The following is a 13844-nucleotide window of genomic DNA, read 5'->3' as shown; positions in this document are numbered from 1 at the left end:
GCGCCGGCTGGCGGTGCATCGCGGCCCATTCGGTGATCATCACCAGCCCGGCCGCGGCAGCGAGCGCGGCAAACACCAGCCCGCCAGCCCACAGCGCGCCCAGCGCAGCGCCCACCAGCACCAGCCCGGTGGCCACGCGGCGGCCAAGGTCACTGCCCGCCACCGCCGACATCAACGACCTCCGAAGCGCCGCTCACGGCGGGAAAACTCGGCCAGCGCTTGCGCCAGCGCCGCACCATCGAAATCCGGCCACAACGTGTCGGTGACGATATATTCGGCATAGGCCGCCTGCCAGAGCAGGAAGTTCGACAGCCGGAGCTCGCCCGAGGTGCGCAGCACTGCATCGGGCGGCGGATAGCCGGCGGTATCGAGCCGGGCTTCCAGCGCCTCGGCGGTGATCGCCTCGGGCGTCAGCTCACCGGCGGCCACGGCGCGGGCCAGCGCCTGGGCGGCCCGCACCAGTTCGCCCTGCCCGCCATAGTTAAGCGCCATCACCAGCTTCAGGCCGCGGTTGCCGGCGGTGCGTGTCCGGGCGCGTTGAAGCAGATCCACCAGGTCAGGCCTCAGCGCCTGCCAGTCGCCAATGAAGTCGAGCCGGACGCCATTCTTGTGCAGGGCGTTGATCTCGCTCTGCACATAATGCTTGAGCAGGCCCATGAGGTCGTTCACCTCATCCGGCGGGCGCTTCCAATTCTCGCTGGAAAAGGCATAGAGCGTGAGGACATCGAGGCCCAGCCCGGGGGCTGCCTCCACCACGCGCCGCACCGCCTCCACGCCCTCGCGGTGCCCGGCAATGCGCGGCAGCCGGCGCGCCTTGGCCCAGCGGCCGTTGCCATCCATGATGATGGCCAGATGCCGGCAGCGCTCGCCCCCAGACTGAGCATCGCCAACCGGGTCACCCAGCGCGGCAGCGGCAGGGGCGGCGAGCGCCGTCACTTGCCGAGGATTTCCTTCTCCTTGGCGGATGCCGCGGCATCGATGTCGGTCACCGCCTTGTCGGTGATCTTCTGCACTTCGGCCTCCAGCCGCTTCTGCTCGTCCTGGCTGATCTTGCCCTTCTTTTCGGCGGCCTTCAGGGCTTCCATGCCGTCACGGCGCACGTTGCGAGCGGCGATCTTGGCCTTTTCCGCATAGCTGCCGGCCAGCTTCACCATCTCCTTGCGGCGATCCTCGGTCATGTCGGGGATCGGCAGGCGCAGCGTCTGCCCGTCGGTGATCGGATTGAGGCCAAGGCCGGCCGAACGGATGGCCTTCTCCACCGGGGTCACATTGGAGCGGTCCCACACCGACACGGTGAGCATGCGCGGTTCCGGCGCCGTCACGGTGGCCAGCTGGTTCAATGGCATCATCGAGCCATAGACTTCCACCTGCACCGGATCGAGCATGCCGGTGTTGGCACGCCCGGTGCGCAGGGACGAAAGATCATGCTTCAGTGCCTCGATCGCGCCAGCGGTGCGGCGCTCGAGATCGGCCTTGAACGGGCCGGCGTCGAATTCAGCCATGGGCCTCTCCCTCGTTGCTCACGATCGTCGACGTGCCCTCGCCGCGCAGCACCGACAGCAGCATGCCGGGCTCACGGATGTTGAACACGATGATCGGAATATCATTGTCGCGGCACATGGAGACCGCGCTGGCATCCATCACCTTCAGATTGTCGGCCAGCACCGTGCCATAGCTGACGCGGGCAAAGCGCCGGGCGCCGGCCACCTGCTTGGGATCTGCATCATAGACGCCATCGACACTGGTGCCCTTGAACAGCGCATCGCAGTTCATTTCCGCCGCGCGCAGCGCTGCGCCCGTGTCGGTGGTGAAGAAGGGGTTGCCGGTGCCGGCGGCAAACAGCACGACACGGCCCTTTTCCAGGTGGCGCTCGGCGCGGCGGCGAATGTAGGGCTCGCACACCGAGGGCATCGGAATGGCCGACTGCACCCGGGTTTCAACGCCGATATTCTCCAGCGCATTCTGCATGGCGAGCGCGTTCATGACGGTGGCCAGCATGCCCATATAGTCGGCACTGCCGCGATCAAAGCCCTTGGCAGCAGCGGCAAGGCCCCGGAAAATGTTGCCGCCGCCCACGACGAGGCACAGCTCCACCCCGGTGTCGTGCACCTGCTTCACCTCGCCGGCGATGCGGGCCACCTGCTCGGGATCGATGCCATAGGCGCCCTGCCCCATCAGCACTTCGCCGGACAGCTTCAACAGGATGCGCTTGTAGGCGGCCATGTCGGGTGCGGCTTCTTTCGGCTGATGACGGAACGCTAGTGTCACTAACCGCGCAAGGCGGCCCTGCCAAGCCGCGCGGGGGAGAAAAACGGTGGATGACAGGCGGGCGGGCCCGGTCACCCGGGCCCGCCCGCCGTCAAGGGCTTCAGAGGCCGGCGGCCGCTGCCACTTCGGCGGCGAAGTCGCTCTGCTGCTTCTCGATGCCTTCGCCGAGCTGCATGCGCACGAAGCCCTTCAGGGCAATCGGCGTGCCGGCGCCCTTGGCGGCCGCGGCCACCACGTCGGCCACCCTGGTCTTGCCGTCGATGACGAAGACCTGGGTGAGCAGCGCATTCTCCTGCGCGAACTTGCGCACGCCGCCTTCGATCATCTTCTCGATGATCTCGGCCGGCTTGCCGCTGGTGGCGGCCTTTTCGCGGGCGATGGCGCGCTCACGCTCGACCAGCGCCGGGTCAAGCCCGGCCTCGTCCAGCGCCAGCGGGCTGGCGGCGGCCACATGCATGGCGATCTGCTTGGCCAGCGGCTCCAGCACGTCGGCGGGCGCCGCGGATTCGAGGCCAACCAGCACACCGATGCGGCCGATGCCCGGCGCAATCGCGTTGTGGACATAGGACGCAACGACGCCCTGGCTCACGCTCAGCGCGGCGGTACGGCGCAGCGACTGGTGCTCGCCGATGGTGGCGATGTTGGCGGTCAGCTTGTCGGCCACCGTGCCCTCGCCGCCCGGGAAGGGCAGCGCGGCCAGCGCCGCGGCATCGGCGCCGGTGTCGAGCGCCAGCGCCGTCACCGTGGAAACGAAGGTCTGGAAGATCTCGTTCTTGGCCACAAAGTCCGTCTCGCTGTTCACTTCGACAGCGGCGCCCTTCAGGCCGGCGACGGCAACGCCCACCAGGCCTTCAGCGGCGGTGCGGCCGGCCTTCTTGGCGGCAGCGGCCAGGCCCTTGGCGCGCAGCCAGTCAACGGCGGCTTCCATGTCGCCACCGGTTTCGGCCAGCGCCTTCTTGCAGTCCATCATGCCGGCGCCGGTCTTGTCGCGCAGGTCCTTCACCATGCTGGCGGTGATTTCAGCCATGCTGATGCTCCTTTGGTTGGTCGGGGCGGGCCATGCACCGCCGCTGTGAACACTGTGTGACAAGAGGCCGGGCACCACCGGCACCCAGCCTCCCGTCGGTCGGGCGTGAAGCCTCAGGCTTCCGGCTGGGCTTCGGGCGCGGCGTCCGGGGCCGGTTCGGCCACGTCGGCAACAGGCTCTTCCGGGGCCAGATATTCCACCGGCGCCTCTTCCAATGCACCCAGGTCCACGCCCATGTCGGCGGCGCGGCCCTGACGGGCGTCCAGAATGGCGTCCGCAATGGCGTTCACATAAAGCTGGATGGCGCGGCTGGCATCGTCATTGCCGGGCACCGGGAAAGCGATGCCGCTGGGATCGGTGTTGCTGTCGAGCACGGCCACCACCGGGATGCCCAGCACATTGGCTTCCTTGACGGCCAGCTCTTCCTTGTTGACGTCGATGATGAAGATGACGTCCGGCAGGCCACCCATGTCGCGAATGCCGCCCAGCGAGGCTTCGAACTTGTCGCGCTCACGCGTCAGCTTCAGCACTTCCTTCTTGGTGAAGCCGGTGGTGTCGCCCGACAGGGTTTCCTCAAGCTGCTTGTACTTGCGGATCGAGCCCGAGATGGTCTTCCAGTTGGTGAGCATGCCGCCCAGCCAGCGATGGTTGACATAGTGCATGCCGCAGCGGCGGGCGGCTTCGGCGATCGGGTCCTGCGCCTGGCGCTTGGTGCCGACGAACAGCACCTTGCCGCCGTGCTGCACGGTGACGCGCACGAAATCCAGCGCGCGGGCGAACAGCGGCACGGTCTGCGACAGGTCAATGATGTGAACGCCGTTGCGCTCACCGAAGATGTAGGGCTTCATCTTCGGGTTCCAGCGATGCGTCTGGTGGCCGAAATGGGCGCCTGCCTCAAGCAGTTGCGCCATGGAGACGACGGGAGCCGCCATAGTATCTTACCTCCGGTTGGGCCGCTGCAGGGGGAGCATGGCGAATGCCGTGCACCGGATATGTTCCCTGCATGGGGTTTGGAAGCGGCGCCGATAGCCGGGCAGCGCCGTTCCGTCAAGCCAGGGCGGGATCAGCGCGCCGGCGTCACCTTCAGCAGCTTGCCGTTCACATCGTCGGTGACGAGATACATCTCGCCGGCCGGGCCCTCGATCACGTCGCGGATACGCTCCTTGCGGTCGGTGAGCAGCCGTTCCTCGCCCACCACCAGGTCGCCCTTCATCACCAGCCGCACCAGCGCCTGCACCCTGAGGCCGCCGATGAAGATGTTGCCCTTGAATTCGGGTGCACCGCGCCCCGAGTGGAAGATCATGCCCGACGGGCCGATCACCGGATCCCAGTAATAGACCGGCTGCTCCATGCCCGGCGCCTGCGACAGGCCATCGCCGATCACCTTGCCGCTATATTCCTCGCCATAGGTGATGGTTGGCCAGCCATAATCGCGGCCCATCTGGATCTGGTTGAGTTCGTCTCCGCCCTGCGGCCCATGCTCCACTTCCCACAGCCGGCCCCTGGCATCGAGTGCCGCGCCCTGCACGTTGCGGTTACCATAGCTCCAGATCTCCGGCCGGGCGCCGGCGGCGTTCACGAAGGGGTTGTTCTTCGGGATTGAGCCGTCACGGTTGATGCGCACGATCTTGCCGAGCAGGCTGTCCAGCTTCTGCGCCTGCATGCGGCCGGGCAGGATCGAGCGTTCGCCCAGCGTCACGATAAGCGTGCCATCCTTCGGGAACACCAGCCGGCCACCATAATGCTGCGCGGAGTCCATGGTCGGCAACTGGCGGAAGATCACCTGCACGTCACGCATCTGGCTGCCCACCAGGTGCCCGCGGGCGACGCTGGTGCCATTGCCGCCTTCACGCGGCTCGGCGTAGGTCCAGTAGACCCAGCCGTCGCCGGGGATGGCGACGCCCAGCATGCCGCCCTGGTTGCGGGTGTCGGTGGCGGGCGTGCCGGTCACGGGCGTCTTCGTGCCGTCGGCGGCCACGATGGTCAGGCGCCCGGCGGCCTTTTCCGACACGAGGAAGCGGCCATCCTTCAGGAGAGCGACGCCCCACGGCTTGTTGAGGCCGGTGGCAATCTCGGTCACCTTGAGCTGCGTCTTCGCGATCACCGCTTCGGCCCGGGTCTGGCCGGCAAAGGCCGGCTGCTTTTCCGGGACGTTTGGCGGCCCCTGCTTCACCGGCGCGGCGACAGCGGCGGCCGAGGCCGAGGCGGCCAGCAGGGCCGCGATCAAAAGCGTGCGCGTCATGGGCGAATCTCCTTTGCGGGCGCTTATGGAGAGGCGATCCCAAATCGGCAATGCGGCACGCGCTGCATCAGCCGGCGCGGGGGTCTCAGGTCGCGATGCGCGGCCGGCTCATGTAATCCATCTTGCCCAGCGGCAAGCCCTTGTTGCGGAAGATGGCGTACAGAATCGTCGCATGGAAATAGAAGTTGGGCTGGCTGAAGCTCAGCAGGAAGTCCTCGCTCTTGAACGGCATCCGCCGGTCGCGGAACACAAACGCGGTGGTGCCGCCGATGAAGCCCTCCATCTCGGCCTCGGTCACTGCCGCCAGCGCGGCATCGGCATCGCTCAGCATCGCCCGGAAGCTGGCATAGTCCGGCGCCGGCATGGCAAGGCCGCCCCCCGGGCTGAACTGGCCGGCCCGCACCGCGGCGATGGCGCCGGCACTGTGCGCCGCCACGCTCTGCACCTGAAAGGCCAGCGGCAGCATGTCGGGCGCCAGCTTCTGCTCGGCCAGGTCGCCAATGCCGGCCGCTTCCGCCTTGGCCAGCACGTTCAGGCAGCCCGCAATGATCTGCCGGCAGGAGGGCACGAAGGCGGCGTGGAGCGAAAGCGGCATGATGGCGAGTCCCCTTGGGTGGTGCGGGGGGGAGTGTGGCCGGGATCGCGGTATCGAACAAGCACAGCCGGATACGGAAACCGCACGGGCGCCCGGCGCGGCAAAGCCCCGCCGTCGGACGACACACGAAAAGGGCGGCCTGTGGGGGCCGCCCTTTCCGGTCGCCGGCCGATCTTGCCGGAGTCGGTGGATAGCGTCGCTATCCACGCGCCCGGCTGCGATCAGTGCTGCGTTGCCGGCATCAACACTTCCATGCCGTCCAGCGCCGGCGCGGCCTTGATCTGGCAGGCCAGCCGGCTGTTGGGCTTGGCCGTATCGGCCAGTTCCAGCATCGACTCTTCCAGTTCCGACCGTTCGCCGGTCAACGCTTCCCACTGTTCCGGGATGTAGCAATGGCAGGTGGCGCAAGCGGCATTGCCGCCACAGTCACCATCGATGCCCGGCACATTGTTCTGCACCGCGCCTTCCATCAGATTTTCGCCTTCCGGCACATCGACCGGATGGCGGGCACCATTGTGCTCGACGTAGATGATCTTGACCATGTGTTCCTCTGATTATGCCGGAATCCGGACCATCATCTTCTTGTAGCCCTTCACGAAGGCGCTCGGCACCCGCTCCGGCTCTTCCAGCACCTCGATATGGTCGAAGCGCTTGAGGATTTCCTCCCACAGGATCTTCAGCTGCAGTTCGGCCAAGCGGTTGCCCACACAGCGGTGGATGCCGAAACCGAACGACATGTGCTGGCGAGCGCGCGGACGGTCGATGATGAACTCGTCCGGCCGGTCGAGGACGCTGTCATCGCGGTTGGCCGACGAATACCACATCACCACCTTGTCGCCCTTGTGGATGAGCTGGCCGTTCAGCACCGTGTCCTGCAGCGCGGTGCGGCGCATGTGGGCCAGCGGCGTCTGATAGCGGATGATCTCGGAGACCATGTTCTCGACAAGGCCATGATCGGCCTTGAGCTTGGCATATTCGCCCGGGTTCTTGTTGAGGAAATACAGACCGCCCGAGATCGAGTTGCGGGTGGTGTCGTTGCCGCCAACGATCAGCAGCACGAGATTGCCCATGAACTCCATCGGCGGCATGTTGCGGGTCGCCGGGTTGTGGGCCAGCATCGAGACAAGGTCACCGGTCGGCTCGGCATTCACCCGCTCGTTCCACAGCATGGTGAATTCCTGCAGCATGCCCAGGAGGATGCCCTGCCGCTCTTCCTTGCCCGGATTGCCCGGCAACTCCGGATCGGAGGTCGACACGTCCGACCAGTAGGTCAGCATGCGGCGACGCTCCTGCGGCCAGCCGAACAGTGTCGCCAGCATGCGACTGGTCAGCTCGATCGACACCTTGTCCACCCAGTCGAACGCATCACCGCGCGGCAGGCTGTCGAGCACTTCGCAGGTGCGGCTGCGGATCAGCTCTTCGTAGGAGGCGAGATTCTGGCCCGACACGATCGGGTTGACGGCCTTGCGCTGCACGTCATGCTTGGGCGGATCCATGGCGATGAACATCGGCATGATGAAATCGGGATCCATGTCGAACAGGGTGATCCCGCCCAGCGTGGCTTCGGAACTGAACACCTGGTGATTGGTGTCCACCGCCATCACGTCGTTCCAGCGCGTGACGTTCCAGAAGCCGCGATGGCGATTGCTGTTCTGGCTGGTGAAGAACACCGGCGCCTCTTCGCGCAGCCGCTTGAAATAGACCCAGTGGGTGTCCGTTTCCCACCACAGCGGATCGGCGATATCCACCTCGTCCAGGGGCGCGGTGGCCAGATAGGCCTCCAGCGTCGCCTTGTCGTGGTTGGGCAGATCGGGCCGCACGCGCGGCGGCAGCGGCCAACTCACACTGCCCTGCGGCAGCGATTGGGTGATCCGCGTGTCCTTCAGTTGCGTCGCCATCGTCTATCCCCTTGATGGTGTATCCAGCAAACCCCTCAGCTGCGGAGATACACTACGCAAACGCCGCTGGCCACGAAAAAATGCGGACAACGTCTCCGTATTTGCACGGAGCGCGCCTTGGCGCCCATAGTCCGAAGACAAACAGGAGCACGCCATGCCCGCACTGGAGCAACTGGTGGTCGACATCGCCACCGCGATGGCTGAGCGCACGGCGCGCGGGCGGGTTGCAGATTATATTCCGGAACTGGCCAAGGTCTCGCCAGCGCACTTCGGCCTGGTGGTGGCGACGGCCGATGGCCACGAGGTGGTCGCTGGCGATGCCGACACGCGCTTTTCCATCCAGTCGATCTCGAAGCTGTTCGCCCTGGTGGAGGCGCTGTCGCGCGATGCCGATGCGGTGTGGCGGCGTGTGGGGCGCGAACCCTCGGGCAGTGCCTTCAACTCGATCGTGCAGCTGGAGGCCGAGCGCGGGCGACCGCGCAACCCGTTCATCAACGCCGGCGCGCTGGCCGTCACCGATCTCATTGCCCAGGATGACGATCCGCGTGCCGGCGCCGGGGCGATCCTGCGGCTGGTGCGCCGGCTGGCCGGAGACGACAGCATCGCCATCGATAGCGCGGTCGCCTATTCCGAAGCCGCCACCGGCCATCGCAACGCCGCGCTGGCGCATTTCATGAAAGCGGAAGCCACCATCGATGGCCCGGTGGAGCAGACGCTCTCCACCTATTTCCACCAGTGCGCGATTGCCATGAGCTGCCGACAACTGGCGCGTGCCGGGCGGTTCCTGGTTCATGGCGGGCGCGATCCGGCCAGCGGTGAAGCGGTGATCTCGGCCGAACGGGCGCGGCGCATCAACGCCCTGATGCTGACCTGCGGGCATTATGATGCGTCGGGTGAGTTTGCCTTTCGCGTTGGCTTGCCGGGCAAATCGGGCGTGGGCGGCGGCATCCTCGCCATCGCGCCGGGCCGGGCCAGCATCGCCGTGTGGTCGCCAGGCCTTTCGGCACAGGGCAATAGCCTGCTCGGCACCGAGGCGCTGGAAATGCTGGCCCACGGCATGGGCTGGAATGTCTTCAACCCGGACCCGGCGCCCTAACCGACCAGCGCCAGCTGCGGCGGGTCGAGAAGCTCCTGCACCACCCGGTCAGCCCCCAGCACGCGGGCGATGGCGGCCTCGAAATCGGCATCGATCAGGAACCCGCGGCCCAGCACCAGCCGCGCCAGGCCGGCCGGGGTGGCCACTTCGGCGACCAGTTCCCCCCTGCCCCGGCCACTCCCGCCGGCCAGTGCCGCCTGCAGCGCCGCGACCTCGCCCGGGTGAACCAATCGCACCACCAGCCGGCCACGGGCGCGGCGCGCCACGTCAGCCAGCAACTGCACGGAGCGCACGCCCAGCCGGGCGACATCCTCGCCCTCCTTCCACTGCACCTCCATGCCGAGCAGCAGCGGCGGCGGCGGATCGGACAGCGCGTCGAGCACGGCTTGCGCCTCTTCGCTGAAGCAGGTGGCCGAATACTGGCCCGACCGGTCGGAGAAGCCGAGCATCATGTAGCGCCGGCCGCCCTGGGTGGTCCGCCAGCGGCGGTCCTCCAGCAGCCCGGCCATCATCACGCTCTGGCGGCCACCGCCGGCCGGTGCCGGCAGCGCCATCACTTCGGCATTGGTGAGCACCCGGTTGGCGCTGAGCGCAGCGGCAAAGCCATCGACCGGATGGCCGGCGAAGTAATAGCCAAAGGCCTCCTTCTCGCGCGTCATCTGCTCGCTGGTCGACCAGTGCAATGCAGGCACCATCAGGGCGAGCGCGCCGGTGTCGGCAACGCCCGTCGCCTCGCCGAACAGCGCCACCTGCGCCGACTCGCGCTCGGCCGTGGCGGCCTGGGCGCTGGCCATGATCGCCTCGGCCAGCGCGAACAGGCCGGCGCGGGTGCCCGAACCGATCAGATCGTCGAGCGCACCGGCACCGATCAGGCTTTCCAGCTGGCGCTTGTTCATGGCCCTGGGGTCCAGCCGCTGGGCGAGATCGGCGGCATCGCGGAACGGCCCGCCCGCCTCGCGCAGCGCCACCAGCCCTTCCATCGCCTTCCGGCCAACGCCCTTCAGCCCGGCCAGCGCATAACGCACCGCCTCGTCCTCCACGGTGAAATCGGCCGCAGAACGGTTGATGGAGGGCGGGCGCACCTCCACGCCGCTGCGGCGCGCATCCTCCACGAAGGCCGCCAATCGATCACTGTTGTCGAGATCATAGGCCATCGAGGCGGCATAGAATTCGGCGCGGTGATGCGTCTTCAGCCACGCGGTGTGATAGGAGACCAGCGCATAGGCCGCCGCGTGGCTCTTGTTGAAGCCATAGTTGGCGAACTTCAGGATCAACTCGAAGATGGCATCGGCGGTTGCGGCATCGATGCCGTTTGCCGCCGCGCCGTCGGTGAAGCGCGCCTTCTGCGCCACCATCTCGGCATGGATCTTCTTGCCCATGGCGCGCCGCAGCAGATCGGCCTCGCCCAGGCTGTAGCCGGCCAGCTCGCGGGCCAGGCTCATCACCTGTTCCTGGTAGACGATGATGCCGTAGGTTTCCTCGAGGATCGGCGCCATCGCCGGGTGCAGCAGTTCCACCTTCTCGCGCCCGGCCTTGCGGGCGGCGAAGCTGGGGATATTGTCCATCGGGCCGGGGCGATAGAGCGCGCCCAGCGCCACGATGTCGGCAAAGCAATCGGGGCGGACCTGGCTCAGCGCGCGGCGCATGCCTTCCGATTCGAACTGGAACACGCCCACCGTGTCGCCTTCAGCCAACAGCTTGTAGACTTGGGGATCGTCAGTCCGCAGCCGGCTCCAGTCGACATCAAGGCCCCGGTCGCGCAGCATCCGGGCCGCGGTGTCGAGCACCGACAGTGTTTTCAGGCCAAGGAAGTCGAACTTCACGAGGCCGGCCTTCTCGGCGGCCTTCATCTCGAACTGCGTCACCGGCATGTCCGAGCGCGGATCGCGGGTCAGCGGCACCAGCTCGCTCAAGGGCCGGTCGCCGATCACCACGCCGGCGGCATGGGTGGAGCTGTGGCGCGGCAAGCCTTCCAGCCGCAGGGCGATATCGACCAGCCGCTTGACCTTGGGGTCACGCTCCACCTCGGCGATGAACGCCGGCTCGCCCGGGTAGGGATTGCCGTCCTTGTCGCTGCCCTGTCCCAAGGTACGCGCCAGCGTCCACGGATCGGTGGGGTGGCTGGGGACCAGCTTGGCCAGCCGGTCGGTCTGGCCATAGGGCATCTGGAGGACGCGGCCGACATCCTTCAGCACGGCGCGCGCCTTCATCCGGCCAAAGGTGATGATCTGCGCGACCTGGCCGGGGCCATAGCGCTTCTGGACGTAATCGATGACCTCACCGCGCCGCGTTTCGCAGAAGTCGATGTCGAAATCCGGCATCGAGACGCGGTCAGGGTTGAGGAAACGCTCGAACAGCAGGCCATGTTCGAGCGGGTCGAGATCGGTGATGGTCAGGGCCCAGGCCACCACCGAGCCGGCGCCGGAACCGCGCCCCGGCCCCACCGGAATGCCCTGCCCCTTGGCCCATTTGATGAAGTCGGCCACGATCAGGAAATAACCGGCAAAGCCCATGCCGCCGATCACACCCTGCTCGAAGGCGAGACGCTCGCGGTAGGGCGCGCGCGCCGCCTCATCCAGCCCCAGCGCGTCGAGCCGCGCCTCGAGGCCCTTGCCGGCTTCGGCGGCTAGCATCGCCTCCTCCCCGCCTTCGGACAGCCGCGGGAGGATCGGCTTGCGCGACGGCGCCAGCACGGCGCAACGCTGCGCCACCACCAGCGTGTTTGCGACCGCTTCGGGCAGATCGGCGAACAGCGCCAGCCAGTCCGCCGCAGGCTTCAGCCACTGCTGCGGGTTGGAGCGGCGACGGTCGCCGGCATCGACATAGGTGGAATCGGCGATGCACAGCAGCACATCGTGCGCCTCGTGCATGTCGGGCGTGAGATACTTGACCGGCGCGGTGGCGACGATCGGCAGGCCGCGAGCCTCGGCCATGCGCAGCAGGCCGGCCTCGCTCTTCTGCTCTATGGGCTCGCCGCTGCGCGCGATCTCGACATAGAGCCGGCCCGGGAACAGCGCCTCCAGTCGATCGGCCATGGCGTCCGCCGATTGCCCCTCAGCCAGCAACCGGGCCAGCGCGCCATCGGCACCGCCAGTGAGACACAGCAGGCCCTGCGTGCGGCCTTCGAACTGCTCCAGCCGCAGCAGCGGCTCGCCCGCCACATCGGACTCGAGGTGCGCGGTGCTCACCAGCCCGATGAGATTGGTGTAGCCCGCATCGTCCTGCGCATAGAGCACCAGCCAGTCGACTGGCGGACGACCATGCAGGACCGCCGGGCCTGACTGGGGCCTCTCCACCGGCAGCAGCGCGCCGATCAGCGGCTGCACGCCGGCGGCCTTGGCGGCAGCCGAAAAGTCCATCGCAGCGAACATATTGGCCCGATCGGCCAGGCCAATGGCGGGAAAGCCCAGCTGCCGCGCCACCTTGGCCAGCTTTTCCGGCGGGCAGGCGCCTTCCAGCATCGAAAAGGCGCTATGGCAGCGAAGGGGGACGAATCCGGCGTGGGCCATCGCCGAACTATGGCCAGCCCGGTCGCCCCCGCCAACCCATGTGCGCGACTTTGTCCCCAGCTAATTCCGACATCAATGCGGGCACGATTCAGGGTGCGCGGCCAATCCGGTCGAATTGCTTGCTCCAGTAGATCAGGAACACCCGACCCAGCACATCTTGCGACGGCACCATGCCGGGGCCATCCATTGCAGGGTCAAACCGGCTGTCGAGGCTGTTGTCACGGCTGTCGCCCAACACGAAGACATGCCCTCGTGGCACCAGTCGTTCGGCAACATTGTCCTGAGGACGCATCCCAAGATCGAGCACGAGATGATCCTGGCCATCTGGCAGCCGTTCCCGGAAGACACGTCCTGGTGGAGAGCCCGCCATGCCTGGCATCGGTTGCAGGGGCACCGCCTTGCCGTTCAGGATGAGGACGCCATCCCGCATCGCGACGCGCTCGCCGCCTATCGCCACCAGGCGGCCAAGACGGACGTTCTCGTCGGCACCAAGGTAGACAACCAGATCGCCCCGCTTCAACCTCTGACCAACTCGCTGGTCGGCCCAGACGCGTTCGGCAACGTGCAACGTGGGCTCCATGCTGGGGCTGGTCACCGAGTAGGCATGAATGGGCGGATCAGGGGCCAGCGCGGCAATCGCTACAATGCCAGCCCAGGCCACCCAGTAGGGCCAATGCCAGCGAAATCTGTGTGGCGACAATGCCTGCCGACTGTCCCGCCAAACCAGGATCGTGGACCAGGTCAGCAAACCAAGACTGAGGATCACCACGGCTGCGAGCCACATCAGTGTGAATTGCTCATGATCGCGCGTCGTCGGCAGCAGCCGAAGCGGCGGTAGCGCGATGTTGCCGACCACCTGCGTCAACACCAGAAGCACGAGGCCGACGCCCAAACGGCCCAGCCAGAGCAATCCCAACCCCGGCAGCGGGATATGCAAGACGGTGATCGCCAGACGCCGCCACAAGGGACGGTCGCTCGCGCCTTGATCAGGCATTGACCAGCCGCCCCTGTTGAAGCCGCACCACCCGGTCCATTCGGCGGGCCAGCGCGACATTGTGGGTGGCGACCAGCGCTGCCGCGCCCTGCCCGCGCACCAGATCGAGGAAGGCGGCCAGCACCAGGCCGGCGGTCGCCTCGTCGAGGTTGCCGGTGGGCTCGTCGGCCAGCACCAGCGCCGGCCGGTTGGCGAGAGCGCGGGCCACCGACACG

12 protein-coding genes and 1 pseudogene are annotated in these 13844 nt (G+C 67.1%); 1 reads left to right on the top strand and 12 read right to left on the bottom strand.

The features are described 5' to 3' along the window. Positions 1–171 precede the first annotated feature (171 nt). From GJV64_RS04925 to GJV64_RS04885, 9 genes are all read right to left on the bottom strand, one after another. Positions 172–903 (bottom strand): isoprenyl transferase, encoded by a 732-nt coding sequence (locus GJV64_RS04925; RefSeq protein ID WP_235927599.1) that lies wholly within the window; start codon positions 901–903, stop codon positions 172–174. A 29-nt stretch (positions 904–932) separates the two neighbouring features. After that, positions 933–1502, bottom strand: a complete 570-nt coding sequence (gene frr / locus GJV64_RS04920) for a ribosome recycling factor (RefSeq protein WP_164156165.1) — start codon at positions 1500–1502, stop codon at positions 933–935. Beyond that, positions 1495–2223, bottom strand: coding sequence for a UMP kinase (gene pyrH / locus GJV64_RS04915; RefSeq protein WP_164156164.1), 729 nt, complete (start codon positions 2221–2223; stop codon positions 1495–1497). Before pyrH ends, frr begins: the two co-directional genes overlap by 8 nt. Positions 2224–2368: 145 nt before the next feature. Continuing rightward, positions 2369–3295: a translation elongation factor Ts gene (gene tsf / locus GJV64_RS04910; RefSeq protein ID WP_164156163.1), complete on the bottom strand. Its 927-nt coding sequence runs from the start codon at positions 3293–3295 to the stop codon at positions 2369–2371. Between the two features lie 113 nt (positions 3296–3408). After that, the gene (rpsB, locus tag GJV64_RS04905; protein ID WP_164156162.1) at positions 3409–4227 is read right to left on the bottom strand and encodes a 30S ribosomal protein S2; all 819 of its coding nucleotides are present in this window, start codon (positions 4225–4227) and stop codon (positions 3409–3411) included. 131 nt (positions 4228–4358) lie between these two features. After that, on the bottom strand, positions 4359–5537 hold the full coding sequence (locus GJV64_RS04900) for a PQQ-dependent sugar dehydrogenase (RefSeq protein WP_164156161.1): 1179 nt from the start codon (positions 5535–5537) through the stop codon (positions 4359–4361). Positions 5538–5622: 85 nt separating this feature from the next. Then, positions 5623–6132, bottom strand: coding sequence for a DUF1993 family protein (locus tag GJV64_RS04895; RefSeq protein ID WP_164156160.1), 510 nt, complete (start codon positions 6130–6132; stop codon positions 5623–5625). 221 nt (positions 6133–6353) lie between these two features. Beyond that, complete coding sequence (locus GJV64_RS04890; protein WP_164156159.1) at positions 6354–6674, bottom strand: 2Fe-2S iron-sulfur cluster-binding protein; 321 nt, start codon at positions 6672–6674, stop codon at positions 6354–6356. A 12-nt stretch (positions 6675–6686) separates the two neighbouring features. Next, positions 6687–8030, bottom strand: coding sequence for a cytochrome P450 (locus GJV64_RS04885; RefSeq protein ID WP_164156158.1), 1344 nt, complete (start codon positions 8028–8030; stop codon positions 6687–6689). A 154-nt stretch (positions 8031–8184) separates the two neighbouring features. On the opposite strand from GJV64_RS04885, the gene GJV64_RS04880 reads away from it, so the two are divergent. Continuing rightward, positions 8185–9126, top strand: a complete 942-nt coding sequence (locus GJV64_RS04880) for a glutaminase (protein ID WP_164156157.1) — start codon at positions 8185–8187, stop codon at positions 9124–9126. Here GJV64_RS04880 and dnaE read toward each other — a convergent pair. The 3 genes and pseudogenes from dnaE to GJV64_RS04865 form a co-directional block, all read right to left on the bottom strand. Further along, on the bottom strand, positions 9123–12635 hold the full coding sequence (gene dnaE, locus GJV64_RS04875) for a DNA polymerase III subunit alpha (RefSeq protein ID WP_164156156.1): 3513 nt from the start codon (positions 12633–12635) through the stop codon (positions 9123–9125). The genes GJV64_RS04880 and dnaE overlap by 4 nt on opposite strands. 88 nt (positions 12636–12723) lie before the next feature. Beyond that, entirely contained in the window at positions 12724–13629 is a 906-nt protein-coding gene (gene lepB, locus GJV64_RS04870; protein WP_164156155.1) for a signal peptidase I, read from the bottom strand. Beyond that, positions 13622–13844 (bottom strand): annotated as a pseudogene (locus GJV64_RS04865) (ABC transporter); the annotation flags it as partial. The pseudogene GJV64_RS04865 and the gene lepB, both read right to left, overlap by 8 nt.

The sequence above is a fragment of the Sandarakinorhabdus rubra genome (assembly GCF_010994245.1).
GTDB lineage: Bacteria > Pseudomonadota > Alphaproteobacteria > Sphingomonadales > Sphingomonadaceae > Sandarakinorhabdus > Sandarakinorhabdus rubra.
This window is presented reverse-complemented; position numbering and strand designations above follow the sequence as displayed.